Annotated in this window: 27 protein-coding genes; 16 read left to right on the plus strand and 11 right to left on the minus strand. The window is 57.8% G+C overall.

Annotated features, from left to right (window positions below):
- The 5 genes from AC2FI8_RS11430 to trkA all read right to left on the minus strand — a co-directional run bounded on the left by AC2FI8_RS11430 (window position 1) and on the right by trkA (window position 4855).
- Entirely contained in the window at window positions 1-285 is a 285-nt protein-coding gene (locus AC2FI8_RS11430; protein ID WP_496723046.1) for a putative quinol monooxygenase, read from the minus strand.
- Between the two features lie 18 nt (window positions 286-303).
- Window positions 304-1575, minus strand: a complete 1272-nt coding sequence (gene hflX / locus AC2FI8_RS11435) for a GTPase HflX (protein ID WP_496779107.1) — start codon at window positions 1573-1575, stop codon at window positions 304-306.
- Window positions 1575-1814 carry an RNA chaperone Hfq gene (gene hfq / locus AC2FI8_RS11440; RefSeq protein ID WP_005982826.1) on the minus strand — a complete coding sequence of 80 codons (240 nt, stop codon included), beginning with the start codon at window positions 1812-1814 and terminating at the stop codon, window positions 1575-1577. The genes hflX and hfq overlap by 1 nt, the downstream gene beginning before the upstream one ends.
- Before the next feature lie 126 nt (window positions 1815-1940).
- Window positions 1941-3479, minus strand: coding sequence for a TrkH family potassium uptake protein (locus AC2FI8_RS11445; RefSeq protein ID WP_496723048.1), 1539 nt, complete (start codon window positions 3477-3479; stop codon window positions 1941-1943).
- Window positions 3479-4855 (minus strand): Trk system potassium transporter TrkA, encoded by a 1377-nt coding sequence (gene trkA, locus AC2FI8_RS11450; protein ID WP_109311769.1) that lies wholly within the window; start codon window positions 4853-4855, stop codon window positions 3479-3481. Before trkA ends, AC2FI8_RS11445 begins: the two co-directional genes overlap by 1 nt.
- Before the next feature lie 96 nt (window positions 4856-4951).
- Here trkA and AC2FI8_RS11455 point away from each other — a divergent pair, with 96 nt between their 5' ends.
- On the plus strand, window positions 4952-5434 hold the full coding sequence (locus tag AC2FI8_RS11455) for a hypothetical protein (RefSeq protein ID WP_496721695.1): 483 nt from the start codon (window positions 4952-4954) through the stop codon (window positions 5432-5434).
- 12 nt (window positions 5435-5446) lie between these two features.
- Here the strand turns inward: AC2FI8_RS11455 and ntrX are convergent, their stop codons facing one another.
- The 5 genes from ntrX to dusB form a co-directional block, all read right to left on the minus strand.
- The gene (ntrX, locus tag AC2FI8_RS11460) at window positions 5447-6856 is read right to left on the minus strand and encodes a nitrogen assimilation response regulator NtrX (protein WP_496779109.1); all 1410 of its coding nucleotides are present in this window, start codon (window positions 6854-6856) and stop codon (window positions 5447-5449) included.
- On the minus strand, window positions 6853-9141 hold the full coding sequence (locus AC2FI8_RS11465; RefSeq protein WP_496779111.1) for a sensor histidine kinase NtrY-like: 2289 nt from the start codon (window positions 9139-9141) through the stop codon (window positions 6853-6855). The genes ntrX and AC2FI8_RS11465 overlap by 4 nt, the downstream gene beginning before the upstream one ends.
- A gap of 99 nt (window positions 9142-9240) precedes the next feature.
- Window positions 9241-10608, minus strand: coding sequence for a response regulator (locus AC2FI8_RS11470; protein WP_113790137.1), 1368 nt, complete (start codon window positions 10606-10608; stop codon window positions 9241-9243).
- A gap of 38 nt (window positions 10609-10646) precedes the next feature.
- On the minus strand, window positions 10647-11711 hold the full coding sequence (locus tag AC2FI8_RS11475) for a two-component system sensor histidine kinase NtrB (protein ID WP_496779113.1): 1065 nt from the start codon (window positions 11709-11711) through the stop codon (window positions 10647-10649).
- Complete coding sequence (dusB, locus tag AC2FI8_RS11480; protein ID WP_496764599.1) at window positions 11708-12691, minus strand: tRNA dihydrouridine synthase DusB; 984 nt, start codon at window positions 12689-12691, stop codon at window positions 11708-11710. Before dusB ends, AC2FI8_RS11475 begins: the two co-directional genes overlap by 4 nt.
- 184 nt (window positions 12692-12875) lie before the next feature.
- Between dusB and AC2FI8_RS11485 the strand changes: the two genes are divergently transcribed.
- From AC2FI8_RS11485 to AC2FI8_RS11510, 6 genes are all read left to right on the plus strand, one after another.
- On the plus strand, window positions 12876-14006 hold the full coding sequence (locus AC2FI8_RS11485; protein WP_496779115.1) for a bifunctional 2-C-methyl-D-erythritol 4-phosphate cytidylyltransferase/2-C-methyl-D-erythritol 2,4-cyclodiphosphate synthase: 1131 nt from the start codon (window positions 12876-12878) through the stop codon (window positions 14004-14006).
- Entirely contained in the window at window positions 14003-14500 is a 498-nt protein-coding gene (locus AC2FI8_RS11490) for a phosphatidylglycerophosphatase A family protein (protein ID WP_472723883.1), read from the plus strand. Before AC2FI8_RS11485 ends, AC2FI8_RS11490 begins: the two co-directional genes overlap by 4 nt.
- Window positions 14497-14979 carry a CinA family protein gene (locus tag AC2FI8_RS11495; protein ID WP_496779117.1) on the plus strand — a complete coding sequence of 161 codons (483 nt, stop codon included), beginning with the start codon at window positions 14497-14499 and terminating at the stop codon, window positions 14977-14979. Before AC2FI8_RS11490 ends, AC2FI8_RS11495 begins: the two co-directional genes overlap by 4 nt.
- 154 nt (window positions 14980-15133) lie before the next feature.
- On the plus strand, window positions 15134-16315 hold the full coding sequence (locus tag AC2FI8_RS11500) for an ammonium transporter (RefSeq protein WP_496764591.1): 1182 nt from the start codon (window positions 15134-15136) through the stop codon (window positions 16313-16315).
- Window positions 16316-16457: 142 nt separating this feature from the next.
- Window positions 16458-17138: an orotate phosphoribosyltransferase gene (locus tag AC2FI8_RS11505; RefSeq protein ID WP_108858457.1), complete on the plus strand. Its 681-nt coding sequence runs from the start codon at window positions 16458-16460 to the stop codon at window positions 17136-17138.
- A 225-nt stretch (window positions 17139-17363) separates the two neighbouring features.
- Window positions 17364-18854 (plus strand): replicative DNA helicase, encoded by a 1491-nt coding sequence (locus tag AC2FI8_RS11510; protein WP_496723064.1) that lies wholly within the window; start codon window positions 17364-17366, stop codon window positions 18852-18854.
- A gap of 3 nt (window positions 18855-18857) precedes the next feature.
- Here AC2FI8_RS11510 and AC2FI8_RS11515 read toward each other — a convergent pair whose 3' ends face one another.
- A complete protein-coding gene (locus AC2FI8_RS11515) occupies window positions 18858-19400 on the minus strand; it encodes a GNAT family N-acetyltransferase (RefSeq protein WP_496779119.1) in 543 nt (180 codons plus the stop codon).
- A 229-nt stretch (window positions 19401-19629) separates the two neighbouring features.
- On the opposite strand from AC2FI8_RS11515, the gene alr reads away from it, so the two are divergent.
- The 9 genes from alr to AC2FI8_RS11560 all read left to right on the plus strand — a co-directional run bounded on the left by alr (window position 19630) and on the right by AC2FI8_RS11560 (window position 26936).
- Window positions 19630-20664 carry an alanine racemase gene (gene alr, locus AC2FI8_RS11520; protein WP_496764585.1) on the plus strand — a complete coding sequence of 345 codons (1035 nt, stop codon included), beginning with the start codon at window positions 19630-19632 and terminating at the stop codon, window positions 20662-20664.
- Entirely contained in the window at window positions 20661-21443 is a 783-nt protein-coding gene (locus AC2FI8_RS11525) for an MlaE family ABC transporter permease (protein WP_472723887.1), read from the plus strand. Before alr ends, AC2FI8_RS11525 begins: the two co-directional genes overlap by 4 nt.
- Complete coding sequence (locus AC2FI8_RS11530; RefSeq protein WP_108858454.1) at window positions 21440-22186, plus strand: ABC transporter ATP-binding protein; 747 nt, start codon at window positions 21440-21442, stop codon at window positions 22184-22186. The genes AC2FI8_RS11525 and AC2FI8_RS11530 overlap by 4 nt, the downstream gene beginning before the upstream one ends.
- Before the next feature lie 2 nt (window positions 22187-22188).
- Window positions 22189-22635 (plus strand): hypothetical protein, encoded by a 447-nt coding sequence (locus AC2FI8_RS11535; RefSeq protein ID WP_496779121.1) that lies wholly within the window; start codon window positions 22189-22191, stop codon window positions 22633-22635.
- Window positions 22636-22639: 4 nt separating this feature from the next.
- Window positions 22640-23089, plus strand: coding sequence for a paraquat-inducible protein A (locus AC2FI8_RS11540; protein WP_496779123.1), 450 nt, complete (start codon window positions 22640-22642; stop codon window positions 23087-23089).
- A gap of 146 nt (window positions 23090-23235) precedes the next feature.
- Entirely contained in the window at window positions 23236-24018 is a 783-nt protein-coding gene (locus AC2FI8_RS11545; RefSeq protein WP_496779125.1) for a DNA repair protein, read from the plus strand.
- Between the two features lie 120 nt (window positions 24019-24138).
- Window positions 24139-25500 (plus strand): DNA repair protein RadA, encoded by a 1362-nt coding sequence (radA, locus tag AC2FI8_RS11550; protein ID WP_496779127.1) that lies wholly within the window; start codon window positions 24139-24141, stop codon window positions 25498-25500.
- A 40-nt stretch (window positions 25501-25540) separates the two neighbouring features.
- Window positions 25541-26140 (plus strand): CvpA family protein, encoded by a 600-nt coding sequence (locus tag AC2FI8_RS11555; protein WP_496738449.1) that lies wholly within the window; start codon window positions 25541-25543, stop codon window positions 26138-26140.
- Between the two features lie 250 nt (window positions 26141-26390).
- Window positions 26391-26936 (plus strand): AAA family ATPase, encoded by a 546-nt coding sequence (locus AC2FI8_RS11560; protein WP_496779129.1) that lies wholly within the window; start codon window positions 26391-26393, stop codon window positions 26934-26936.
- Window positions 26937-26949: the final 13 nt, after the last annotated feature.

The following is a 26949-nucleotide window of genomic DNA, read 5'->3' on the forward strand; positions in this document are numbered from 1 at the left end:
CTAAACGCGCGTGATCTGATAGTCGCGCGAAATGCCTTCTGTCACCGGGAACCAGATCGAGGCTTTGGTGCGCGCCTGATGCGCGTCAAAGGCCGCTTGGTTCTCAAAAATTTCACGCACGTTGAAGCGACCGGGAATATCCGCGTCTTCTGTCACATCGAATGAGATGCACCCCGGCTCGGCCCGCGTCTGGGCGATGTGGTCCGGCAAAGCCTCCCGCACCTGCGTGATCCGGTCGACAGGCACGGAAATATGACCATGCAGAACCACCTTAGATTCTACCATCGTGACCTCACTTATCGATCAAAGCGCGGCGAACTGCGCCGCCTGTTTGTCGGTCCACAATACGGTGATCTGAAATCCGTCATCCGTCTGCTCTTCGGATTGAACAACGTCCTGACGGAACAGCCATGCACGCTTGTTGCCTTCGGCAAATGCCAGCGTCAGTACCGTTTCGTGCCGAACCCCTTGCAAATTAACCGCGATCTCGGCCAACAAAGGTTCGATGCCTTCGCCCGTCACGGCAGAAATGGCAAAGATCGACGGGTCGCGGTCGGCCCGAGCAAACGTGGCCTCGCGCTCATCTTCGTTCAACAGGTCGATCTTGTTCCAGACCTCAAGCCGGGGGCGTTCGTCATCTACGCCCAACGAGGTCAAAATGGTCTCGACATCCCGGGCTTGTGCCTCGGTGTCTTCATGGCTGATGTCGCGCACATGCACGACGATATCTGCGCCCAAAACCTCTTCAAGTGTGGCGCGGAAGGCCGCGACCAGTTCGGTCGGCAAGTTCGAAATGAACCCCACCGTGTCCGACAGAATCACCTCGGGACCATCGGGCAGTTCAACCCGCCGCATGGTCGGATCCAGCGTGGCAAACAGCATGTCCTTTGCCATTACCTCGGCCCCGGTGAGGCGATTGAACAAAGTTGATTTACCGGCGTTCGTATAGCCCACCAGCGCAACAATCGGATACGGCACCTTTGCCCGAGCAGCACGGTGCAAGGTCCGGGTCTTGATTACCTTCTGCAATTGACGGCGCAGGCGCACAAGCTGATCGTCGATCGCCCTTCGATCAGCCTCGATCTGGGTTTCACCGGGACCACCGACAAACCCCAATCCACCCCGCTGACGTTCAAGGTGGGTCCAGGCGCGAACCAGACGCGTACGCTGATAGCTGAGCGCGGCCATCTCGACTTGCAGCACACCTTCACGGGTACGAGCGCGGTCGCTGAAAATCTCCAAAATCAACCCGGTCCGATCGAGGATTTTAACCTCCCAAGCCTTTTCCAGATTGCGCTGCTGAACTGGAGTCACGGGACCATCGATCAGAACCAGCACGACCTCGGCGTCATGAAACCGTTCGCCCAGCTCCTCGATCTTGCCGGTCCCGAACAACAGGCCTGGCTGGGCACGTGGCAGACGCACAATATCGGACCCGATCACATCCAGATCGGGCAAAGCGGCAGCCAGTGCCACCGCCTCTTCCAGCGCCGGTCCAGGAACACGGCGCTGTTCATCTGATTTGATTTCCGGATGCAGCACCCAAGCCCGGGTGCGCGTCCTGTCATGTTCCATCAAGAGGCGTCTTCGCCCTCATAAAGGTTGATCGGCTGCGACGGCATGATCGTAGAAATTGCGTGTTTGTAGACCAGCTGCGACTGTCCGTCGCGGCGCAACAATACGCAGAAATTGTCGAACCAGGTGATGACACCCTGCAATTTCACACCGTTGATCAGGAAAATTGTGACCGGGACCTTTGCTTTCCGTACATTATTCAGGAACGCGTCCTGCAGATTCTGTCTGTCCGAAGCCATATTATTATAATCTCGCCATTGTTCTTGCTACGCGCTGCGGACCAACGCGCTCCCTCTGGCAGAGTATGGAGTGTCGTTAACCGATATTCCAGATGAAAAATAAGGTGTCGGCAAAGGTGAGGATTCTTAGTCTCGCCAGAGGGTTGGCGTAATCAGCGCAATGATCGCCAAAGTTTCCAATCGCCCGATCACCATCGCCGCACACATGGTCAGCTTTGCGCCCCAGGGCAAATCGACCAGACGGATGGGAACATCGGTGGCCAGTTCGATCAGCGGCCCGGTGGTGCTGAGTGCCGCAACGCTGAGGACCATCGCCTGTTCAAACCCCGACCCCATCGCGGCCAGCAGCAGATTGAACAGTGCTGCGGTCAAGGCGAACATCATCAGGAATATCCAGGCGATAAAAGCTCCGTCGCTTTGAATGCGACGGTTACCGCCGCCAATGCCACTAACGGATGAGGGATAGATCAACCGATCAATCTCGCGCGCACCATTGAGGTACAGGGCAAAGACCCGCAACAGTTTGACCCCACCCGCCGTTGTGGCCACCCCACCTCCGATCAGGGCGAGACCCATCAGGATCAGTCCGGGGGTGCCAAGGCCGGACAATTGCTGGGCATCATTCCAGTTTGCGCTTTCGAAACCGGCTGTGGTCAGGAAAGACAACGCCGTAAAGATCATGCCCCAAATCACGCTGAGTGCCTGAAGCGGTTCCAGCTGATTGCCGATTTCCAGAACGCCGGCCCAGACGCGCGCGAACAACAGTGCCGCGACGACAACCACAATCATCAAGCCAATCCGGAATTCGGGGTCTTGGTCCAGCCGGGAATAACCTGTGGTCGCCGTATCGGTCGAAAACGTCAGCCGCGACAAAGCGAAGAACAGGAACAGAAACAGGATCGCCTCGCCCGTTATGCCTGCCTGCGCCCCCTCCAGCCCGCCGACCGGAGATATCCCCGACGTGGCCATGGTTGACATGGCGTGACACACGGCAGTCAAACCGTTTTCGCCAGCGATCAGTAGCAATATCCAAATGGTTGAGGTCAGACCGGTATAGACTGGTGTCAAGGTCCGGGTCACACGGATCAGACGGCCGCGGGGGTCGACCTCTTCGCTTTGTGCGACGCCCGACACCGGGCGACCGGGCTGGCCGCGCGCCGTAATCTCGAACCCGCCCAGCGACAAGGGCGCCAGAATTGCAGCGGCAGCAATCCACATCAGCAAGCCGCCCATCCAGCCGACCAAAGCACGCCACAGGTGTAGAGGTGCGGTCAGGCGATCCGGGTCCGGAAACAGATCTGCACCGGTGGTGGTCACAGCACTGACCATATCAAAATACGCATTCAAAAAGGTGGTGTTGCCCAAGGCATCATGCAGCGGAATCGCCAGAAACAGCGGCAGAACAGTAAAACACCCCAGCAACACGGCCAGTTGCCCAAGCGTCCCACGTCGCGGCACCCGATTTGATGCTGCCACAGCGATCGTGGATACCACGAACAGTCCCAGAAGGCCGGAATAGAAAAAGGATCGCGACGTGTCGTGATCATCCAAGGCCAGCGCGTAAATCGCTGGAATCCACATCGACAACGCAGCGATTCCCGAGATCAACAGAAACAGCGGCAATCGCTGTATCAAAGTGATCTGTTGTCTCAGAGCGCGCGCCATCAGAAGAAATCAATTGAAACCTGCATCAGGCGCTCGACCTCGGGCACGTCCTTGGCCATCGCAAAGATTGCCACCACGTCCTTTTCGTCGATCCGCAGGCTGCCTGTCGGGCGCAAAAGCTCATCGCCTTTTCGTACAGCACCCACCAGAACGCCTTCGGGAAAATCGATATCCCGCAGCTTCTGTCCTGCCATGGGCGAGGTCGACAGCACCTCGGCCTCGATCACTTCCGCCTCGGCATCCCCGATAGAATACACCTGCCGCACCCGCCCGTGGCGAATATGGCGCAGGATCGAGCTGACAGTGGTTGCACGCGGGTTGATATAGGCGTCGATCCCCAGTGGGCCCATCAGGGCAACCATGCTGGGATCATTGATCAAGGCAATTGCCAAGGCACAACCTTCGGCCTTGGCCCGCACCGCAGCCAGCATGTTGGCACGGTCGTCATCGGTGACCGCCAACATCGCGTCGGCGCGCTCGATCCCGGCCTCGCGCAACAAAGCGGCATCCAGCCCGTCGCCATTCAGGACAATCGTCCGTTCCAGTGTTTCGGCGGCTATTTCAGCGCTTTGGCGATCACGCTCGATCACCTTGGCGCGCACGCGGCTTTCACGCTCTTCCAACGTCCGGGCCACTTCCAACCCGACATTGCCGCCACCAACGATCACGACGCGGTCCTGCTTTTTGTGGGTCTTGCCGAAAACCTCCATTGTGCGGTCCACGTCTTTGACATTGGTAAAGACATAGCATTCGTCGCCGACAAATAGCTGATCTTCGGATTCAGGCGCAAACAGCGTTCCATCCCGCCGAACACCGACAACGATTGAGCTGAGCGTCGAAAACAGGTCCGTGAGCTGCCGCAATGGCGTGTTCACGATGGGGCAATCTTCGTCAATACGGATGCCCAACAGCTGCGCCTGCCCATCCATGAACATCTCAGTATCAAAGGCGGACGGGGCCGAAAGGCGGCGCATGGCAGCAGCTGCGACTTCGCGTTCAGGGCTGATCACGACGTCGATGGGCAAGTGGTCACGACGGAACAGATCCGAATGGATCGCCTGCAAATACGATTTAGCCCGCAACCGCGCGATCTTGCGCTGGATGGAAAAGATCGAATGCGCCATCTGGCAGGTGACCATATTCACCTCGTCCGAATGGGTCGCCGCGATGATCATATCGGCATCCCGCGCGCCTGCGCGTTCCAGCACGTCAGGATAGCTGGCAAATCCGGCAATCCCCTGAACATCCAGCGTTTCCGTCGCCCGGCGCACCAGATCGGGATTGTTGTCCACCACCGTTACGTCATTCAGTTCGCCCGACAAGTGCCGTGCGATCTGCCAGCCGACCTGACCGGCACCGCATATGATGACCTTCATGTTTCTGGCCCTTCTGCCTGAAATCCTTGAATGACAGATGCCCCCAAAGCGGTCAATTGAATTGTCATTCGGGCGAAGCTGGGGCAAGATAACTCTATGAAATCAGTGCTTCACTTACTAATTCCTCTGACCGTCCTGTCCGCATGCAGCGGCCCACTTTCGCTGTACTACCGCGAAGGTGAAAGCGTGTCGCGCGCGCAGTCCGAGACCACGCAATGTCAGGTTAAGGCGGTAAATGACGTTCCCGTGGCTAATCAGGTGCGGCAAAGCCCGCCCACATACTGGCCGGGACGCACTTATTGCGACAACCGGGGGCACTGCTATCGCTCGCCTGGTTGGTGGGAACCCGGGCGCGTGTATACGGTCGACGTGAATGCCGGTCTGCGCAATCAGGTCGAGGCCCAATGCATGGCCAAAAAAGGCTTTCGTCCGATCAGCCTGCCACCCTGCAAACAGAGCGTAAAGTCTCAGGTTCCACCTGCGCGCACAACGAAACTGCCGCCGCTGGGAACCCAATCCTGCTATGTGAAATTCGACGACGGCTCGTTTCAGATCATCACCCCGGGTCAGGCAGGGTAAAGCCCCGGCGGATTACTCCGCCGGTTCTGGTTCGTCGATCTGCGCCACCCGCGCCCCGGATTTGTTCGAGGTCACAACACCAAGCGATTTCAGCTTGCGGTGCAGCGCGCTGCGTTCCATGCCCACAAAGCTGGCAGTTCGGCTGATATTGCCACCGAAACGGTTGATCTGGGTCAGCAGGTACTCACGTTCGAACGCCTCGCGCGCTTCCCGCAGCGGCAGCGTTGCCAGCGCACCGGACAAAACCACGCGGCCCGAGTCGTCGGTCTTCTCTTCTTCGGTTGGCAATTCGCGGGCTTCGATCGGGCCTGTTCCATCGCCCAGGATCAGGACACGCTCGATCAGGTTCTTCAGCTGACGCACATTGCCGGGCCAGGTCATGGTCTGCAACAATGCCACCGCCTCTTCCGAGATTTCGCGAATCGGTAAGCCTTGGGTTTCGTTACACATTTCGATGAAATGCTGCGCCAGAACCGGAATATCCTCGCGACGGTCCTCCATCGAAGGCACGGCGATCGGCACAACGTTCAGGCGGTGATACAGCTCTTCGCGGAACCGGTCAGCTTCGATTTCGGCATCAAGATCGCGATTTGTCGACGAGATGACCCTCAGATCCACTCGCACCTTGTCAGACCCGCCTACCCGCTGGAATTGCTGGTCGACCAGAACCCGCAGAATCTTGGATTGCGTCCCTAAGGGCATGTCGGCCACTTCGTCAAAGTAGATCACGCCTCCGTGGGCCTCTTCCAGCAAGCCGGATTCGATCCCGCGTTCCGTTGACTCGCGCCCGAATAGCACCTCTTCGACGCGCTCAGGTTCGACCCCTGCGCAGTTAACGGTGACGAAAGGAGCGTTGGCGCGGTTGGAATGGGCGTGGATATAACGCGCGGCAATCTCTTTGCCCGACCCGGCTGGCCCGCTCAACATCACGCGGCCGTTCGACTTGGTGACCTTGTCCAGCTGGCTCTGCATCGCCCGGAACGAGGCCGATTTGCCGATCATGTCCGAGTTTGTGACCTCGCGGCGCTTGAGCGAGGCATTTTCGCGACGCAGGCGCGAGGTCTCCATGGCGCGGCGGATCACGACCATCAACTGGTCTATGTTGAACGGCTTTTCGATAAAGTCGTAAGCGCCCTGCTTGATCGCCGCCACAGCAATTTCGATATTTCCGTGACCGGAAATGATCACCACCGGCACGTCAGGGTTGTCGCGTTTCACCGACTTCAGGATATCGATCCCGTCCATGCGGCTGTCTTTCAGCCAGATATCAAGGATCAACAGACCCGGCGGCTCAGAATTGATCGACGACATACACTCGTCCGAGTTTGCCGCCAGCCGGGTGGAATAGCCTTCGTCCTCCAGAATGTCGGACACCAGTTCGCGAATATCGCGTTCGTCATCTACGATCAGAATGTCGCTCATCTTTGGCCTGCTTTCAGTTTGTTAGTATGAATTGCCTGCTTTTGTGGCGCTGCGGTCTGGGAAATATTGCCCCCTGGCAAACGGATCACGGCCATCGCACCGAAATGGTCCTGTCCGTCGAAAACGGGCGCGTCTTCCAAAGTCAGCGCTCCGCCATGTTCTTCTATGATTTTCTTGACGATGGGCAGGCCCAGCCCCGTGCCTTCGTCGCGCGTGGTGACATAGGGTTCAAATAACCGCGCCCGATCTTCGGGCAACCCAATGCCATTGTCCGCTATTGTAATGATCGTACCCGTATCATCGTTGGAGATGTCCACTTTGATCTGTGGCTTCAAATTTTCTGGCGGGCCTTTTTTCTTAAGTGTTTCAATGGCCTCACCCGCGTTCTTTATCAAGTTCGTCAACGCCTGGTTCAACATCGTCGCATCGACATCTGCCAGGATGGGGTTGTCTGGCAACGTCGCGTCGATCTGAACGTCCGGCTGTCCGGCTTGCTGCAACAACACGGCTTCGCGCACCAAGTTAACAACGTCTTCCTCACGCCGAACCGGTTCGGGCATCCGCGCGAATTTCGAAAACTCGTCCACGATCCGCCGCAGATCGTTGGTCTGCCGCACGATCACATCGGTCATGGATTCAAGGCTGTCACAATCCTCTTCGTTCAGTTTGCGCGAGAATTTGCGCTTGATCCGTTCCGCGCTGAGCTGGATGGGTGTTAGCGGGTTCTTGATCTCATGGGCAATACGGCGGGCCACATCGCCCCAGGCTGCCATGCGCTGTGCACTGACCAGATCGGTCACGTCATCAAAGGCCACCACGTAGCCCTCAAGCCCGCCATCCTCACCGCGCCGGATCGCCATGCGCACGAGCAAGTTTTCCAACCGCCCCTTGCGCGTGACCTTAACCTCACCCTGTACGGCCTCTTGACCGCTGGCTTTTAGATTTTCGAACAAGGGAAGAAATTCGGGAACCGCGATGCCGATAGCCAATTGTTCTTCACCACGCGACCAGTCCAGAAGACGCTCGGCCGAGCGGTTTACGAAAGTGACACATCCATCCGAGTCGACGCCAACCACGCCCGAAGTCACCGAGCTGAGCACGGAATCAAACAGGCGGCGGCGGCGTTCGATTTGACGCGTGTTTTCCAACAACGTTTCGCGCTGCCCTTTAAGTTGCCGTGTCATCTGATTGAAATAACGACCTAACATGGCGATTTCGTCATCGCTGGCCTCTTCGATGACCTGAACGCTCAGATCCCCGGCGCCGACCCTTTGTGCGGCTGTAGTCAGACGGCCAACCGGGCGCGACAGGCGTTCAGCGAACCACATCCCCAACGACATCGCGGCAAGGATCAGGATGACCGCAAAGCCCAGGTACAGGAGCCCGAACTCGAAAAGAACCCGGCCCCTTTCACTTTCAAGCTGTTGGTAGAACTGAACCGTTTCCTTGGTGTCATCCAGTAATTTCAGCAGTTCGCCATCCACCTCGCGGCTAACATAGAGATACCGGTCCAGATAGGCCTGCAACGGTGCCAGCGCGCGGAACTCGTTGTTTTGCCAATCGGCAATGATCAGAAGGCCGCTGTCGGTTGCTTCAACCATCTGCTCCGGTGTCGGCGGCTCATAATTGAACAGGTAGGACCGGTCGCCACGGGATTTGATTTCTCCACTGCCATCAATGACATAGGCCTCGCGCAATCCCCGCTGAATCTGCGATTGTCCCTGTGCCAGAACCTCGCGCAGTTCTGCGTCCGAGATGTAGAAGTCCAGCGTTCGCGCATTGTCGAGGAATCGGGAAAGAACGATAGCGTCCTGTGTCAGGCCGCTGCGGTGCTCAAGCTCATAGGCCTCGGCGGCGGACAGGGATGATCCGACAACCTGACGGACCCGATCCGAAAACCATCCCTCAAGCCCGATATTTACCGTCAGGCCGGCAAAGATCGCGACGGTCACTGTCGGCACCAGGGCCAGCAAGGTGAACGCACCGATCAGCCGCAGGTGCAGACGAGATCCGGCAGATTTTGCACGGCGTGCAGCGATCAGGCTGAACACCTGCCCCAGAACAAGTGCTGCAACGACCAGCACATAGACCAGATCGGCCAGCAGAATCAGCCGCAGCGTAGGCGCTGCCGAACCCAAATCAAACGGACCGATGACCAGATACGTGGCCAACGCCAGAATTGGCCCCAGAAGGACCAGCCCCAAGGTGCTAAAATTGCGCAGCTTTCGGGATTTCCGCCACCGATCAATCGATAGGATCAGCCCGCTCTGTGCTCGGGTTGCCACCGTCTGCCCTCATCCTGATGTGCCGCTTACGCGACGTACCGCCATATCTCGTGGTCGTTGCCGGGCTTGTACCCGGATGCCACGCTTTGTGTGGCGATATTACATCAGTTTGCGTCGGCGTGTCACCTGAATATCGAGATCGGTGATTTTTTTGCGCAGCGTATTCCTGTTGATCCCCAGCAAATCCGCACATTTCGCCTGATTTCCGCCGGTTGCGTCCAGTGCCTGCTCGATCAAGGGGCCCTCAACCTCGCGCAGGATGCGCTGATACAGGCCCGGAGGTGGCAACAAATTGCCGTGCAGATCGAAATAGCGACGCAAATGACGGGCCACAGAGGCCGAGAGTTTCTCCCTTTCGCCGTCACCAAGAATCGGTTCCGCTTCGGGCTGACTGCCCAAAACCATCTCAACCTCGGCTTTCGATATTTCTTCGGCCCGGCTGGTCAGGCTCAAACGTCGGATCGCGTTTTCCAACTGTCGCACATTACCGGGCCAGGAATACCGCCGTACCAGTTCTACGGCCTCTGGGCTGAGCCAGCGCTTTGTACCATGCTCCCGTTCTTCGCGGGCAAGGAAGTGGTCAACCAGCAGGGTGATATCGTCCACCCGCTCGCGCAGCGCTGGCACGTGGATCGTCGCACCGCACAGTCGATAATACAGATCCTGACGCACCCGCCCGCTTTCCATCGCTTCGGTCAGGTCCGATTGGCTGGTCGCCATAAAACGCGGAAGATGATCGCCGGGCGTGTCCATCATCCGGACAATACGTGCCTGGACCTCATCTTCGATATCAGCGATCTCGTCGATCAACAGGGTGCCGCCCCGTACCCTGGCCATAATGCGCGCAGGTCCCTCGAGGTCACGCAGATCACCAGCGGTCGCAGTGACGAAGGGCAGCGTGCGCCGGTCCGAAAAATCATGAATAGCTCGCGCTATCAAGGACTTGCCGGTGCCACTTTCACCGGAAATCATGACAGAAAGATCGGTATTCATCACACGTGCCACAAGGCGATACAGCGCCTGCATCCCCGGAGTGCGCCCGACCAGCGGCAGCTCCTCAGGACGGTCTTCGGCAGGTACGACCGCATCCGCCTGCACGCGTTGCTTTTGCTCCAAGGCCCGTGCGGTCCGCTTCATCAGGTCTGGCAGATCAAAGGGTTTGGGCAGATAGTCATATGCATCCGCCTCGGCCGCTTGAATGGCGGTCATAATCGTGTTCTGCGCCGAGATCACGATGACCGGCAGCCCCGGACGATCCTGCGCGATTTTTGGCAACATCTCCAGCCCGTTGCCATCCGGCATAACCACGTCCGAGATTACAACGTCTCCTTTGCCCTCGCCGACCCAGCGCATCAGGGTGGTCAGCGAGGATGTCGCATGAACCTTGCACCCGGCCCGCGTCAGGGCCTGAGTCAGTACGGTTCGGATTGTGCGATCGTCATCTGCGACCAGTACTGTGCCATCCATCAGGTGCTCTCCTTACTATCTCTGCCCGGTTGTCCATCTCAGGTCGCGTCGCGCGGTGCGCGCCTGAGCGACAGTCGGAATACGGTGTGTCCCGGAACCGACTCAGCCAAGATCCAGCCGTCGTGGTCCGAGATGATTTTGCTGACCAGCGCCAGCCCAAGACCGGTGCCGTTTTCCCTGCCCGACACAAACGGATCGAAAATGTCGCTGCGGATCTTGTCCGGTAGCCCCGGGCCGTCATCGATGATTTCAATCTGCAGGGGCAAAGAATGCCCCGAACCGTCGCTGCGGCGCAGGCGGAAGGAATGTTCGAAATACGTCCGCAGGCGGATTGTCCCGCCTTTGGGGGACGCCTCGGATGCATTTTTGAGCAGGTTCAGCACCACCTGCAAAAGTTGATCCGGGTCACCATAGGCCAGCGGCAACGAGGGGTCGTAATCCTCGATAATCGTCATATGCGCGCCAAAGCCCAACAGCGCTGAGCGCCGCGCACGGTCCAGAACGTCGTGGATATTGACTGGTTTGAAATCTGGCTGGGTCAGGTTCCCAAATTGCTCGACTTGCTCTAACAGCTTCACTATTCGGCGGCTTTCAGCAACGATAAGATCTGTAAGTTCAAGGTCTTGCTGACTGATATTCATGCTCAGAAGCTGCGCAGCCCCGGTGATCCCCGCCAATGGGTTCTTGATTTCATGTGCCAGCATTTCCGCCATGCCAATCGCCGATTGCGCCGCAGATTTTACCGTGTTGCCCCGTGTCATCCGCCCCGCCAGTTCGCGTGGGGACATGGTCATGATCATCGACCCCGGATGCCCAAGCAGCGGCGCAATTTGCAAAGCGCATTGCAGCGGCGCCCGATTGCCTGACCCCACATCCACATCGTTCACGAAAAGCGGTGTGCCCTGTTGGCGTGCGCGCAAAAACGCTTCTTCCAGTGGGGCATCCACGGCGATCTGGTCCCAGACCGGGTGACCGATGACTGCATTGCGGGACGCATTCAGGAACCCCTCCCCGGCGGAATTCACATCTGTGATCCGGTCATCGGCATCAATGATGAAAGCCGGAACCGGCAGCGAGGTCCAGATGGTTTGGTCCGAGGTCATGCTGCGGCCTCTGCGTCGCTGTGCAGGGCATCGCCCAACAGACGCAGCACCTCGGTGGTATCCCGCGAGGTCAAAACCGCACGTCGCAAGGTTGCCGGGGTCGCGGCCTCATCCATGTACCAGCCGAGATGTTTTCGTGCCACGCGCAGCCCCAGATCGGTGCCGTAAAAGTCCAGCATCGCCTCATAATGACCGCGCACCATGTCGATCAGGTCGCCATTGGCGGGGATGACCGGCGCCGGCGCGCCATACAAGTCGTGGCACATCTGGGCCAGCAGCCATGGCTTACCCTGCGCCCCTCGCCCGACCATCACACCGTCGGCGCCTGACTGATCCAAAGCAGTGCGTGCCGCGTCAGAATTCACGATATCCCCGTTCGCGATGACGGGGATCGAGACCGACTCTTTCACCGCTCGGATCGCTTGCCAGTCCGCGCGTCCCTTGTAGAACTGGCACCGCGTACGCCCGTGGATTGTGACCAGTTGGATGCCCGCACCTTGTGCCCGGCGCGCCACATCCGGTGCGTTCAGCAGGTTGTCGTCCCAACCCAGACGAGTTTTCAGAGTGACCGGAATGTCGACAGCCTCGACCACGGCCTCAATCAGCGTCAGCGCGTGGTCCGGCGTCTTAAGCAGCGCCGAACCGGAATAGCCATTCGTCACCTTCTTTGCCGGGCAGCCCATGTTGATGTCGATCACCCGCGCGCCACGATCGGCCACCTGACGCGCAGCCTCGGCCATCCAATGCGCCTCGCGCCCGGCAAGTTGAACAGCGGTGTTTTCAACGTCAGCAGACAGCTCGGCCCGTTCCCGCACGCCCGGTTTGGCCTGCACCATTTCCTGACTAGCGACCATTTCGCTGACGACCATGCCCGCGCCAAAGCGCATCACCAGATCGCGGAACGGTCGATCGGTGATCCCGGCCATCGGGGCCAGCATGACCGGCGGATTTAAGGTTTTGTCGGCGAGGTGCAGGGTCAACGTGCTTAATCCTTGGGCAGTTGCGTCTTAGATATCGAATTCGGCGCATATGAACAACAAAACGGCAGGAAACAAGCTTGCAAAATCACCACTTGCCTATTTTTTAAGCAACTTGACGCGGGTGATTGCCTCTACATTCACCGCAGCTTAAACACTGCGCTCAAATCATCGGAGAATTCGCCCAATGACCACCGCCGCCATCATCGTCGCCGCAGGACGCGGATTGCGCGCCGGAGGCGGCATTCCCAAGCAATGGCGACCATTGGCCGGACGCAGAGTTGCGGATTGGACCATCGACCGGTTTCGCCATCAGGTCGATCATATTGTTCTGGTGCTGTCCGAGGATGATCAGAACGCTTGGGATGAGTTTTTAGGCTCTGATCTGCTGCTGGCAAAAGGTGGCAGCGATCGTGCCGGGTCGGTACGGAACGGGCTGGATGCATTAGATGGGCTGGGGATCGAACATGTCCTGATTCACGACGTCGCCCGCCCCTGCTTAAGCAGCCAGACTATTGCGGACGTCCTGACCGCCCTGACCAAGCATGAGGCTGCAGCACCCGGTCTGGCCGTTACAGATGCGCTCTGGACCGGTGACGAAGCCGATGTGACCGGAACGCAGGACCGGACGGGTCTTTTTGCGGCGCAGACCCCACAGGGTTTTCGCTATGACGCGATTGTCGCGGCGCACGCGGCCCATTCTGGCGGCGCGGCGGACGATGTCGAGGTCGCCCGTGCCGCTGGCATGAACGTGGTGATCGTGCCAGGCGATGCCGATAACATCAAAATCACAAGACCCGAGGATTTTGCCCGGGCGGAACGCGTATTGGGGACAGACATGGATGTGAGACTGGGCAGCGGCTATGACGTGCATCGCTTTGGCGACGGGGATCACGTAATCCTGTGCGGCGTCAAAATTCCCCATGACCGGGGGCTACAGGGCCATTCGGATGCGGATGTCAGCATGCACGCGGTTACTGATGCAATCTATGGCGCGCTGGCGCAGGGCGATATCGGTCAACACTTCCCGCCAACGGACCCGCAATGGAAAGGCGCGGCAAGCGAGATCTTCCTGCGCCACGCGGTCGAGCTGGCTGGGCAGATGGGGTACAGCATCTCGAATGTGGATTGCACACTGGTTTGCGAGTTTCCCAAAATAGGACCGCACGCGCCTGCAATGCGCGCGGAAATGGCCCGGCTCATGGGGTTGCGGGCAGATCAGGTCTCGGTGAAGGCGACCACGTCTGAACGTCTGGGCTTTACCGGGCGCAGCGAAGGCATCGCCTCGCTGGCCACAGCTTGTCTGGTGAAATCATGAACGCGGCGCGCTTGATCGGAACTGTTTGCGGCGTGGGTTACTTGCGCCCTGCACCCGGAACATGGGGATCTCTGGCCGCCCTGCCCCTGGCCTGGGTTCTGCATACGTTGGGTGGTTTTCCCTTGTTGGTCATCGCCACTGTGGCCGTTTTTGTCGGTGGCCTGTGGGCAACCAAAGTGATGACTGCTGGGCAGGAAGATCACGACCCGTCCGAAATCGTCATCGACGAAGTAGCCGGGCAGTTCATCGCGCTTTGGGCAATTTCCTACCCATCTTGGGCGCATGGAATTGATATCACAGCCCTTTGGCCCGGCTGGATCGCAGGTTTCCTTCTGTTTCGCCTGTTCGACATCACGAAACTCGGCCCGGTGGGTTGGGCTGACCGCAAAGGTGACGCGATGGGTGTGATGCTGGACGATGTGATCGCCGGCGTCTTTGCCGGGATCGGCGTTCTGGTTCTTGCCGGCATCTCGCACGGTGTTCTGGGCCTATGAGTGTCGCCGCTTTGCTTGACCGCGCCAAGGCGCAAGGCGTGATGATCGCGACAGCCGAAAGCTGTACCGGCGGCATGGTCGCTGCTGCGCTGACGGATATCCCGGGCAGCTCGGCCGTGGTGGATCGCGGGTTTGTCACCTACACCAATGACGCCAAGCAGCAGATGCTGGGCGTAAATGCCCAGACTCTGGAAACCCATGGGGCTGTGTCCGAAGAAGTCGCACTGGAGATGGCAGAAGGTGCATTGAAGAACTCGCAAGCACAACTGACCGTTTCGATCACCGGCATCGCAGGCCCTGGCGGATCAGAATTCAAGCCGGAAGGCCGCGTTTGCTTTGGGCTCGCTGCCGACGGACAGAAGACAAAGACCGAAACGGTCGAATTTGGGCCGTTGGGACGTGATAAGGTCCGCATTGCGGCCCGCGATCATGCCCTGAACCTGCTGTCGCATGGCGTTTCGTTGTTCGCCCAAAAATAAAGCACTCTGTACCTTTTGACGCCCATTTAATCATCGGTTGATAAAAGGCCCTTAAAACAGGCACCCAAAACCGCCTCTGCCTCTTTTTTCCCCGCCTTCTCTCCGCTTCAACGCCAGCCACGCAAGCTGAAGACGCCACAGAGGAGACCGGCTGATGAACGGAGCCGATACCGCCTGGATCATAGTTGCAACTGCACTGGTCCTATTCATGACATTGCCGGGCCTCGCCCTGTTCTATGGCGGCCTCGTGCGCGCCCGCAACGTGCTGAGCGTTTTCATGCACTGCTTCTCAATCGCCTGTTTGATGAGCATCCTTTGGTTGGTCGCCGGATACTCGATCGCATTTGGTGACGGCGGGTCGGGTCTGTGGGGCGGTCTCGGCAAAGCCTTCCTGAACGGAGTTGACGTCGACAGCCTGTCGGGCACCCTGCCCGAGGTACTGTTCTTTGCCTTCCAGATGACATTCGCAATCATCACCCCCGCCCTGATCATCGGCGCATATGTCGAGCGTGTGGGTTACGGGTTTGTCATGATCTTCTCAGGCCTGTGGATGCTGCTGTGCTACGCACCCGTCGTTCACTGGATCTGGGGTGGTGGCATTCTGACCGATGGCGGCATTCTGGGCGAGATCGGCGTGCGTGACTTTGCCGGTGGCATCGTGGTGCACGAAACCGCAGGTCTGGCCGCGCTGATCATCGCCGTGGCGCTTGGCCCGCGCCGCAACCGCACGACCCCGCCGCACAATCCGGGCTATGTCATGATCGGTGCTGCGATGCTGTGGGTTGGCTGGTTTGGCTTCAACGGCGGTTCACAATTGGCGGCAGATGGCGGTGCCGCAATGGCGATAACTGTTACGCATATCTCGGCTGCAACCGCATCGCTGACGTGGGCGCTGTATGAACGCATCAAATACGGCAAAGCCTCGATGGTGGGCCTGGTTACAGGTACCATTGCGGGTCTGGCCTCGATCACTCCGGCCTCAGGCTATGTCGATCCGGTTCAGGCGCTGATCATCGGTGCCGTAGCAGGTGTGCTGTGTCAGGAGGCCGTAAATATCATCCGTAACAAGCTGAACATCGACGACACTCTGGACGTGTTCGCGGTACACGGCGTAGGTGGCATCTTTGGTACCATCATGATCGCAGTGTTCGGCCTGGGTGCCTGGACCGCGCAGTTGGGCGGGCTGGTCATCGTGGGTGTCTTTACGGCAGTTGTCACATTTGTGTTGATCAAGGTGGTTGCGCTGATCACCCCGCTTCGCGTAGATGCAGAAACCGAGACAAACGGGCTCGATCTTTCGGTACACGGCGAGCGTGCCTATGACATGAGCAGCTAAGCCCACCTTGGCTGCCTCTTGCCCGCAAGGGCCAAAGCGGGCCTCTTCTTGAGGTCCGCTTTTCTTTTGCTTGCACCCTCTCGACTCTGGGCCGCGGGACGGGCTATCAGCCCGCAATGCCATTCAGCCCAGAGGTACCGTTATGATCCCCAGTTCATTCCCCGACAGCACCGAAATCGCTCGCCTTACCGCACGGATGTTGCTGGAGATCAAAGCCGTCCATTTCAATTCGCGTGAGCCGTTCACACTGGCCAGCGGCTTGCCCAGCCCAACCTATATCGACTGCCGCAAGCTGATCTCGTACCCGCGCATTCGGTCGACCCTGATGGATTTCCTGACCGTCACCGTGATGCGGGATGCCGGGTTTGAGGCATTCGACAATATCGCCGGCGGTGAGACCGCGGGCATCCCCTTCGCCGCCATGGTGGCTGAGCGTATGGCGCTGCCGATGACCTACGTGCGCAAAAAGCCAAAGGGTTATGGCCGCAACGCTCGTATCGAAGGCGCGATGAGCGAAGGAGAGCGCGTGCTGCTGGTCGAGGATCTGACCACCGATGGCGGGTCCAAGCTGTCCTTCGTGGATGCGATCCGCGAAACAGGTGCCACTTGCGGGCACACGGCGGTCATCTTCTACTATGGCATCTTTCCCGAGACTGAAAAAACGTTGGGCGACCACGGCATCCAACTGCATCACCTTTGCACATGGTGGGATGTTCTGGCCGAGGCCAAAGCGCAGAAAGCCTTTGATCAGGAAACACTTGACGGCGTCGAAGCCTTCCTGAAAGACCCGCGTGGCTGGCAGGAAGCAAATAAATCCACGTAAACCTCTTGTGGACAGATTGGGGATAAGCCCGGAAGAATCGGTCGACCGGCCACGATATCTGGTGACTTTTGCCCCAAATCCTACATAATAAGCTACGCATACACAGGTATCCAAACTGTCAGGAAAGTTATCCCAAGGCTTTATCCATAGTTAGCCACAGGTATTTCCAGATAGCCGACACGCCGAAATAGCGTGTAGAAAGCGCCGCAGGGCAGCGGGGACAAAATGAACGAGATCAGTAGCATCGAGCAGGCAGCAGCTCGGATTCAGAACGCCGAAACCATGCCGCATTCCATTGAGGCCGAACAGCAGCTTCTGGGTGCGATCCTGACCAATAACGATCTTTATGATCGGGTCGCCTCGATCATCGGGGCCGAGCATTTCTATGACCCGGTTCACTCCCGGATTTATGAAGTCGCCTCGACCCGGATAGCCAAGAATGCGCTGGCCTCGCCGGTGACACTGAAATCCTTCATGGCCGAAGATGAGGGCCTGCAGGAACTGGGTGGCCCGGCCTATCTGGTCAAACTGGCGGGCGCATCGATCAGCGCCTTTGCGGTGCATGACTATGCCCAGATGATTTATGATCTGGCAATCCGGCGCGAGCTGATCCGGCTGGGTCGGGATATCTCGGACAAGGCGGCGCGGGTTGATGTCTCAAGCGAGCCGAAAGAACAAATCGTCGAGGCCGAGCAACAGCTTTATCAGTTATCCGAGCAGGGCCAGACCGAACAGGGATTTCAATCCTTCCTCAAGGCGGTCACAGAAGCCGTCAACGTCACCAACGAAGCGTACCAGCGCGGTGGTGGCATGGCAGGGATTTCCACCGGTCTGGCCGACTTGGACAAACAACTGGGTGGATTGCACCCGTCTGACCTGATCATTCTTGCCGGTCGTCCGTCGATGGGGAAAACCTCTTTGGCGACCAACGTGGCATTCAATGTGGCCAAGGCGTACAAACGTGGGCTGAAACCAGACGGCTCAGAGGGCGCGATTGACGGCGGTGTCGTTGGCTTTTTCTCATTGGAAATGAGTGCGGAACAGCTGGCCGGCCGGGTTCTGGCCGAAGCCTCCGAAATCTCATCCCATAAGATCCGCCAGGGTGACATGACCGAGTCCGAGTTCCGCCGCTTTGTCGACGCGGCCAAGGAACTGGAAGCCTGCCCGCTTTTCATTGACGACACGCCCGCCCTGCCGATTTCGCAGTTGGCGGCTCGGGCACGCCGTTTGAAACGGACACATGGTTTGGACCTGCTCGTTATCGACTACCTGCAGCTGTGCAGGGGAATGGCCGAAAACCGCGTCAACGAAATTGCCGAAATTTCGATGGGCATGAAAGCCATCGCCAAGGAATTGCAAATTCCGGTGATCGCCCTGTCCCAGCTTTCGCGTCAGGTTGAAAACCGCGACGACAAGCGCCCACAACTGTCCGACTTGCGGGAATCAGGCTCGATCGAACAGGACGCCGACGTGGTGATGTTCGTATACCGTGAGGAGTACTACAAGGAACGCGAAAAGCCCGGCGATCACGAACTTGAAAAGATGGAAGAGTGGAAGCAGGCCATGGAGCGTCTGCACGGCAAGGCCGAAGTCATTGTAGGTAAGCAGCGCCACGGTCCCATCGGCACGGTTGACCTCTCGTTCGAGGCGCAGTTCACCCGTTTTGGAAATCTGGTCAAACCGTGGCAACAGGACGGACAGATTGAGGGGTATTAATCCTCACCACAGCTCGGGTTTGTTGAATGCACTGACACATTGAGATGGCCCCTTGAACGGCGCCATCTCAGCCCCTGTCAACGATTGCCCCAACCACCCGTGCGGATGGCTTAACGGCAGAGGAGCTTGGGCGACTTTTTCTGAAATCGGAAAAAACCCGGTTTTGCCGTAGTAGTTCGGATCGCCGTAAGTCACCACAAAATCCACTTTGTCACGGCGCAGCTCGTCCAACCCAAACGCGATCAGTCGCTGCCCTATCCCCGCTTTCTGGCGATCCGTACGCACGGCAACCGGCGACATCAGGAACACCTGTCGCGGATCTTGGTCAAAGAGCAGCCGCGAAAACAGGATGCAACCCAGCACTTGGGGGCCATCATGGGCAATGGCGGCGTGCAGGTCATCTCTGTCCGTCGTCTCCAACAAATCGCTGACCAGCGCACTGATCACTGCTCCCTCTTCTTTACTCTCAGATGCCCTGAATACGTCGCGAAACAGTTCAGGCAGTTCGGTCGCATACGCATTGTAGTCCCAGGTTATTTTCAGCATGGAATTCCTCTCACTTCATCGTCCGGCTCTGAGTAAACGATTTACTTATACAACGTTCGTTGAATACGTGGCGGATACAATGTCGATGCAACTGTAATACTCCTAAAAGTCAGGCAAACCGCCATTGTCCCTGCGATAGCAGCTAGAAGCCGCCCAGCACTCGCAAAATCTCCTCAAGAATTGCTGTTTACCCCCTTGACCTGCCGCAATCCAATGTCATGAACACTCCATGGGTACCGCACACTTAACGATCAATCTTCATGCGCTCGCCAGCAATTGGCGGGCATTGGACGCAAAAACAAAAGTCGAAACCGGAGCAGTTGTCAAAGCTGATGCTTATGGGCTTGGAGCTGGGCCAGTGTCTGCGACCCTGGCTGAAGAAGGGGTTCGCCAATTTTTTGTCGCCGCCGCCGAAGAAGGCGCCGCTGTGCGCGACGCGGTAGGCCCCAAGCCGCAGATTTTCGTGTTCTCTGGTTTCATGGAAGGGGACAATGGGCTACATTATGCAGATAATCTGATCCCTTTGATCAATTCGCCGGAACAGTATAAGAGGCTCCGGCAGGCAATGCCGGATCGCCCTTTTGGGGTCCAATTGAACAGTGGCATGAACCGCCTTGGGCTTGAGCCCGCAGACTGGGCTGAACTGCGGCCCGAGATGGAGGCCAATAACCCGGTGGTAGTTATGTCACATCTGGCCTGCGCGGATGAGCCTGATAACCCGATGAACCAACAGCAGTTGAAATCCTTCCGCGAGATGACAGATGGCGTGACTGCCCCCCGTTCTCTGGCTGCTACGGGTGGTACGATGTTGGGGTCCGAGTTCCACTTTGACTTCTGCCGCCCCGGCATCGGCCTGTACGGCGGCATGCCCTTTGCCGACGCGAAACCCGTTGTCGCGATCGACCTGCCTGTTATCCAAGTCCGCCCTGTCGACGTCGGTGAAACGGTCGGATACGGCAACAGCTGGATTGCGCGTCGTCCCTCTCGCATTGCAACCGTTGCCGCCGGTTACGCTGATGGATTGCACCGCGCCATCGGTGGTGGGATCGACGTGTTTTTTGGCAACCAGCCCTGCCCCGTTGTTGGACGCATCTCGATGGATCTGATCACGGTCGACGTCACCGATCTGCCCGAAGATCCCGAACGCCTGCGCATCCTGAACGGACATCAAACAGTCGACGACTTGGCCGAAGCCGCCGGCACCATCGGCTATGAAATCCTGACGTCGCTGGGCGCGCGTTATTCCCGGGGATACGTGGAATGAACCCTTTGGCCGTGCTGGGTGGGTTGGGCCGTGCTGTCCTGTCCATGCTTGCCAATTTTGGCAAGGTGGGAATTTTTGCGCTGGACGCGATCTCACACATCTTTCGGCCACCCTATTACCCGCGCGAATTTGCCGTTGCCCTGATGAATGTGGGCTGGCTGTCACTGCCGGTTGTTGGCCTGACCGCAATCTTCACTGGTGGTGCGCTGGCCTTGCAAATCTATGCGGGCGGCGCGCGTTTTAACGCCGAGGCCGTGGTACCCCAGATCGTTGCCATCGGCATGGTGCGCGAGCTTGGGCCGGTGCTGGTTGGCCTGATGATCGCCGCGCGCGTAACCTCATCCATTGCAGCAGAAATCGCTACGATGAAAGTGACCGAGCAGATTGACGCGCTGGTCACCCTGTCGACCCACCCGATGAAATACCTAACCGCGCCGCGGGTTCTGGCCGCACTCATCACCGTGCCCTTACTGGTCGGTATCGGTGATATCATCGGCATCGCAGGCGGCTATGTGGTTGCGACCCAAAATCTGGGCTTCAACGCAGCGACGTACCTGCAAAACACGGTCAATTTTCTTGAAACCAAAGACATCGTGTCATCGCTGGTCAAAGGCGCAGCCTTTGGCCTGATCGCAGCCATCATGGGCTGTTACTACGGCATGAACTCGGGCCGGGGTGCGCAAGGCGTTGGCCGAGCGACCAAGTCATCGGTCGAATCCGCCGCGATCATGATCCTGGCCGCCAACTTCATTCTCACAGGAGTGTTCTTCTCGGTATGATCAGGATGGAGAACGTAGCAAAAGCCTTTGGCGACAATCAGGTTCTGCAAAGCATGAGCCTTGAGATCCCCAAGGGCACCTCGATGGTCATCATCGGTGGTTCGGGCACCGGCAAGTCCGTGGCGCTGAAGTGCATTCTGGGCCTGATCAAACCCGATAGCGGGATGATCTACGTAAACGGTAAGGACGCTGCAAAAGGTGACCGCGATAAATTCCTGGCCCGCTTCGGGATGCTGTTTCAGGGCGCGGCGCTGTTCGATTCCCTGCCCGTCTGGCAAAACGTTTCCTTCCGTCTGCTGCGCGGTCCGTTGAAACGCCCAGCCGAGTACGCGCGTGAGATCGCCATCGAAAAACTGCGCCGCGTGGGCCTGAAATCCGACGTCGCGGACCGCTTCCCCTCCGAACTGTCGGGCGGGATGCAAAAACGCGTGGGCCTCGCCCGCGCCATCGCCGCCGAGCCCGAGATCATTTTCTTCGACGAGCCCACCACAGGGTTGGACCCGATCATGTCCGGCGTCATCAACGACCTGATCCGCGAGATCGTGACCGAGATGGGCGCCACCGCGATGACCATCACCCACGACATGAGCTCTGTCCGCGCGATTGCGGACAACGTGGCCATGCTGCACGGAGGCGTCATCCAATGGACCGGCCCGGTCAGCCAGATGGATGCGTCGGGTGATCCTTATGTGGAGCAGTTTATCAGCGGGAGTGCGGAAGGGCCGATTGAGGCGGTGAGATAAAGATGAACGTCAGCCTGATAGAACTGTCAGATCTCATCAGGCTTTTGGGCCTTGCGTATTTGACGGGTATTGTGATCTCTACATCCGGCGTTTTTCCTGCCTTTGCGAAGTCACAGTTTTCGAACAGCAAATACGACGAATCTCAGACCACTATTCAAAGAAAACAGCTCGGCTGGAGTTTCGGACTGTATGCCGAAGACGAGAGCAATGCAAAGGCTACCGTTCTGACTTGGATAGCGGTAGTTGTACTAATCGCGGTGGCCTTCTTTGGCTTGCGCTGGGCAGAAAATGCACAAATCCCTGCACTGAATGTTACTCTGGGAATTACGTGCATCCTTTTGGGGCTTAACTGCCGCAGGCTGTTTTTGCGAAAATGGGCTGGAAAAGCATGGAAAATCGACTTTGCAAGCTTTCTGGTTGGATTGTTTATTTTGATTACCCAAATATAGATTCATGCTCCGCTTCGCCACCCTTTCGCTCCTGATCCTCTACCCCATCGCGTGGTTCGCCCCGCTGATGCGCGCAGGGCTTCTCCCAATCTTCGGCCTCAGCGAGATCAGTGTCATCACCGGCCTGCAATCCTTGTGGAAATCGGACGTCTTTCTGGCCCTGATTGTCACCATCTTCGCCCTCTTCGCACCATACATCAAAACCATCGGCACAGCGCTTATCCAATGGGACTTGTTGGACCCGCGCGTCCAACCTGCGCTCAACCTACTCGGGAAACTCGCCATGGCGGACATCTTCCTGATCGCGCTCTATATCACGCTGGCGAAGGGAATCTCCTACGCGACCATCGAAACTGCATGGGGTCTTTACCTGTTCACGGCGTGCATTCTGGCCTCGCTCGCACTAGGCCACATTACCGAAATGACACGCGGATCACGAAATTCTCAGACGTAATTGATTGAAAACGCTTATCTGAGTATCATCTTTATATTTCGAGCAGAAAATTTTTGTAGTTTCGGTCCTGAGCGGATCATTCTGTGTGCGTTAGATGTCCCCGCTTTGGGCTGGTGTGTTCCGGTTTCAAAAGGAGTTCGTCTAAGATGACTGCCCTCCACAACATCACATTGCAATTTCAGAATGCCTTTTTAAGATTGACTTTTTTCCTCATATGCACTGCGGCCCTGTTCTCGGTTGGCGCGTGTTTTCTGTCCGCTTTGGGGGTACTGCCCTGGCTATCCATGCAGGCCGGTTTCGGCACAGGTCCAGCTGTCGACGCAGGTATGTATGTTCAGACAGGCCTGACGGTGCTGATTCTCATGTTGGCGTTTTATCTTCCCGCAAACGCCCGGATGATGGCGCTTGAAACGTCACATCGTAAGTTCTCATTGAACATGCATGACGTGGCTCAGGCCTATCACTTGGCCCATTCAGCAGATCGCGGCGAAACGTTTCTGCTGTCCTCAGAATTCGACGCGGTCAAGGAAAGGATGGCCTTCCTGCGCCACCACCCTGACCTGCAATCGCTTGAACCCGAAATCCTGGAGCTGGCCGCACAAATGAGCCAAATCAGCCAAGAGCTGGCAGAAACCTATGGCGATGCGCGCGTCAGCCGTGCTCGCACGTTCCTGCAGCAACGTCAGGAAGAAATTGAGACGTTCCAGAAGCGGATCGAAGAAGCGCAGGTCATCCAGCATGAGCTGCGCCAATGGACCCACGATATAGAAATGGAAGAATCCATTGCCAAATCGCAGCTGGCACGTTTGCGGGACGAACTGTTTGAACTGTTGCCCGAATTGTCGGCACAGCTTCAATCGCCCGTGGACGACCGCGATCCCAAGAAATCGAGCGTCATAGCAATGTCGCCGCCCCGCGCAGCGGAATAGGCGCGACAGTGCCCGCCGGGGACGATGGCCCATAGGGCCTGAGGACGCGGCGCGCCTCCGGCAGAGATGAAAGCCCAACAAGGGCTTGAAGAACCGCCCGCGCTCGGGCACCAAGGCCGAATGGCAAAGACAACTTTCTCCTGCTCGGCTTGTGGCGCAACGCATTCCCGGTGGTCCGGGCGGTGCGACGCCTGCGGTGAATGGAACACAATCACGCAAGACGTGCCTCTTTCGGCTGGCCCTGCAAAGAAATCCCTCGGCGGCAAACGTGGCCAGTCCATTACACTCACGGACCTGTCGACCGAGGAAACACCGCCGCCGCGCACCTTGTGCGGCGTAGAAGAACTGGACCGCGTTTTGGGTGGCGGTCTGGTCCCGGCCTCGGCCCTGCTGGTTGGGGGTGATCCAGGTATCGGCAAGTCGACGCTGCTGTTACAGGCCGCAGCGCGGTTTGCACGTGCGGGCGTCAAGACCATCTACGTATCTGGCGAAGAAGCCAGCGCTCAGGTGCGCATGCGCGCGCGCCGGCTGGGGCTAGAGGATGCACCGGTCCAACTGGCCGCCGAAACCAATCTGCGGAACATACTGACGACGCTTGAGGCTGAGAAACCCGGTCTGGCCATCATCGACTCGATTCAGACCATGTGGGCCGACAATGTGGACAGCGCACCGGGCTCGGTGTCACAAGTCCGGGCCGCTGCGCATGAATTGACCACCTTTGCGAAACGACACGGTGTTTCAATCATCATGGTCGGCCACGTCACCAAAGAAGGCCAAATTGCGGGTCCCCGCGTCGTCGAACATATGGTGGACACCGTCCTTTATTTCGAAGGCGAGCGCGGCCATCAGTTCCGCATCCTACGGGCGGTCAAGAACCGCTTTGGCCCTGCGGACGAGATCGGCGTGTTTGAAATGACTGGCAAAGGGCTGGCACAGGTGACCAACCCATCGGCCTTGTTCCTGTCCGAACGCGGCACGCCCAGCCCCGGATCGGCAGTCTTTGCCGGGATCGAAGGCACACGCCCCGTTTTAGTTGAATTACAAGCGCTTGTAGCCCCGTCCCCGCATTCACAACCGCGCCGGACCGTTGTCGGTTGGGACAGTGGAAGGTTGGCAATGATCCTCGCCGTGCTCGAAGCACGCTGCGGCATCCCTTTTGCGGGTCTCGATGTGTACCTCAACGTCGCCGGCGGATTGAAAATCGGTGAACCCGCCGCAGATCTGGCCGTTGCAGCAGCCCTGTTGAGTGCCCGAGAAGACACAGCCCTGCCCGCAGATACCGTTGTTTTCGGAGAAATCTCGTTATCTGGGGCACTTAGACCGGCCCCACAGACCGAAAACAGGTTGAAAGAAGCCCAAAAACTTGGTTTCACATCGGCAATCGCTCCGGCGGGCGGCAAAACCGGTACTGTGGCAGGTCTGACACTCACCCGACCCTCTGATTTGGTTGGGTTTGTTGGCGAAACCTTCGGAGCAGGTTAAGGTCGCCCCCTGAGGGGCAGAAAAAGAACAGGCGAGGGCCATGGAAGGTTTTACAATAATTGACGGGGTCGTTGCCCTGATCATCGTCGTTTCAGGCATTCTTGCCTATTCGCGCGGCTTCTTACGTGAGGTTCTGGCCATCGCAGGCTGGGTCGCAGCCGCAGTGCTGGCCTTTATTTTCGCGCCCCAAGCGGTGCCACTGGTCAAAGAGATTCCGGTTGTTGGGGATTTCCTGCGCGACAGCTGCGAATTGTCCGTCATCACGGGCTTTGCTGCGGTATTCGCAGTTGCACTTATTATTGTCAGCATCTTTACGCCCCTGTTTTCGTCGATCGTCCAGCGATCTGCGTTGGGCGGTCTGGATCAGGCACTCGGTTTCTTCTTCGGCATCGCCCGCGGCATCCTGTTGGTTGCCATCGCGTTCTTTGTCTATGACACTGTGATGACGGGTCAGTCCTATACGATCGTTGACGAAAGCCGCTCGGCCAAAGTGTTCGAACAGTTCAGCGATAAGATCGAAGAACAGAACCCCGAAGCGGCCCTTGGCTGGGTTACCCGCCAATATGAAGAACTGGTCGCCAGCTGTGCGGAAGGTTCCGCACCGGCCGAGGATCTGACAGCCCCCACGACTACGGAATAAAGTTTCCCTTGCTGTGGGCATGGCCTTTGAACAAATGCTGCAGATCATCGAACGGTGGTCTGCAGCGATCATATTTACGAGCGGTCAATGGCAGTATTGAGCCCAACGCATCGCATACAACAATCTCCACCAATGTCCGCCGCTGTTTCTGGGCAGTCAATTCGTAGGATCTACTCCGGACGCGCCGTCGAATGAAGGTCACGATATACAGGCGAGCCTGTTTCCCCGGGTCCTATGGAAGGGTGTTTTCATGAGACACGCAGTGATCGTAACGGGTCTTCCAGCAAGTGGAAAAACGACAGTCGCTCGTGAAATCTCTAAACCCTTGGGCTTTGAGTTTCTAGACAAAGACGATTTCCTCGAAGACCTATACGAGCGTGAGAGTGTCTCTTCATGGAACCATCGAAAAAGCCTCAGCAGGCAAAGCGATGACGCATTCCAAAAAGCAGCTAAAAAGTCAGGTTCCGCCGTCCTCGTGTCACATTGGCGGCCGCTACGAAGTACCGCAGATAGCGGAACGCCGTCGGATTGGTTAGTTGAGGAATACGATTCATTGGTTGAGGTGTGTTGCTTGTGCTCCCCAGAAGAGGCCCTCAGGCGATTTTTGTCGAGAACGAGACATCCAGGACACCTAGATAAGCAACGTGACACCAAAGAACTGGCAAAGCGCTTAGATTCTTGGACCAATCGCTTTCCTCTTCGAATGGGCACGTTGTTAGAAGTTCGAACTGACGCTGAAGTGAACTTTGAGAGGTTGATGGTGGATGTTCGAAAGTCGTTGTCATCTGGTGGATAGCAGCCATCCGCGC

The organism is Ruegeria sp. CDSB029, assembly GCF_059611125.1.

Excerpts from the sequence above, each read along its gene's own strand:
- AC2FI8_RS11430 (WP_496723046.1), bottom strand. The coding sequence starts at position 285 with ATGGTAGAATCTAAGGTGGTTCTGCATGGTCATATTTCCGTGCCTGTC.
- AC2FI8_RS11455 (WP_496721695.1), top strand. The coding sequence starts at position 4,952 with ATGAAATCAGTGCTTCACTTACTAATTCCTCTGACCGTCCTGTCCGCA.
- AC2FI8_RS11515 (WP_496779119.1), bottom strand. The coding sequence starts at position 19,400 with ATGCTGAAAATAACCTGGGACTACAATGCGTATGCGACCGAACTGCCT.
- hflX (WP_496779107.1), bottom strand. The coding sequence starts at position 1,575 with ATGGAACATGACAGGACGCGCACCCGGGCTTGGGTGCTGCATCCGGAA.
- trkA (WP_109311769.1), bottom strand. The coding sequence starts at position 4,855 with ATGAAGGTCATCATATGCGGTGCCGGTCAGGTCGGCTGGCAGATCGCA.
- ntrX (WP_496779109.1), bottom strand. The coding sequence starts at position 6,856 with ATGAGCGACATTCTGATCGTAGATGACGAACGCGATATTCGCGAACTG.
- AC2FI8_RS11505 (WP_108858457.1), top strand. The coding sequence starts at position 16,458 with ATGATCCCCAGTTCATTCCCCGACAGCACCGAAATCGCTCGCCTTACC.
- AC2FI8_RS11500 (WP_496764591.1), top strand. The coding sequence starts at position 15,134 with ATGAACGGAGCCGATACCGCCTGGATCATAGTTGCAACTGCACTGGTC.
- AC2FI8_RS11545 (WP_496779125.1), top strand. The coding sequence starts at position 23,236 with ATGACTGCCCTCCACAACATCACATTGCAATTTCAGAATGCCTTTTTA.
- AC2FI8_RS11470 (WP_113790137.1), bottom strand. The coding sequence starts at position 10,608 with ATGGATGGCACAGTACTGGTCGCAGATGACGATCGCACAATCCGAACC.
- AC2FI8_RS11530 (WP_108858454.1), top strand. The coding sequence starts at position 21,440 with ATGATCAGGATGGAGAACGTAGCAAAAGCCTTTGGCGACAATCAGGTT.
- AC2FI8_RS11495 (WP_496779117.1), top strand. The coding sequence starts at position 14,497 with ATGAGTGTCGCCGCTTTGCTTGACCGCGCCAAGGCGCAAGGCGTGATG.
- AC2FI8_RS11535 (WP_496779121.1), top strand. The coding sequence starts at position 22,189 with ATGAACGTCAGCCTGATAGAACTGTCAGATCTCATCAGGCTTTTGGGC.
- alr (WP_496764585.1), top strand. The coding sequence starts at position 19,630 with ATGGGTACCGCACACTTAACGATCAATCTTCATGCGCTCGCCAGCAAT.
- AC2FI8_RS11525 (WP_472723887.1), top strand. The coding sequence starts at position 20,661 with ATGAACCCTTTGGCCGTGCTGGGTGGGTTGGGCCGTGCTGTCCTGTCC.
- AC2FI8_RS11445 (WP_496723048.1), bottom strand. The coding sequence starts at position 3,479 with ATGGCGCGCGCTCTGAGACAACAGATCACTTTGATACAGCGATTGCCG.
- AC2FI8_RS11555 (WP_496738449.1), top strand. The coding sequence starts at position 25,541 with ATGGAAGGTTTTACAATAATTGACGGGGTCGTTGCCCTGATCATCGTC.
- AC2FI8_RS11490 (WP_472723883.1), top strand. The coding sequence starts at position 14,003 with ATGAACGCGGCGCGCTTGATCGGAACTGTTTGCGGCGTGGGTTACTTG.
- AC2FI8_RS11560 (WP_496779129.1), top strand. The coding sequence starts at position 26,391 with ATGAGACACGCAGTGATCGTAACGGGTCTTCCAGCAAGTGGAAAAACG.
- hfq (WP_005982826.1), bottom strand. The coding sequence starts at position 1,814 with ATGGCTTCGGACAGACAGAATCTGCAGGACGCGTTCCTGAATAATGTA.
- AC2FI8_RS11475 (WP_496779113.1), bottom strand. The coding sequence starts at position 11,711 with ATGACCTCGGACCAAACCATCTGGACCTCGCTGCCGGTTCCGGCTTTC.
- AC2FI8_RS11510 (WP_496723064.1), top strand. The coding sequence starts at position 17,364 with ATGAACGAGATCAGTAGCATCGAGCAGGCAGCAGCTCGGATTCAGAAC.
- AC2FI8_RS11540 (WP_496779123.1), top strand. The coding sequence starts at position 22,640 with ATGCTCCGCTTCGCCACCCTTTCGCTCCTGATCCTCTACCCCATCGCG.
- AC2FI8_RS11485 (WP_496779115.1), top strand. The coding sequence starts at position 12,876 with ATGACCACCGCCGCCATCATCGTCGCCGCAGGACGCGGATTGCGCGCC.
- radA (WP_496779127.1), top strand. The coding sequence starts at position 24,139 with ATGGCAAAGACAACTTTCTCCTGCTCGGCTTGTGGCGCAACGCATTCC.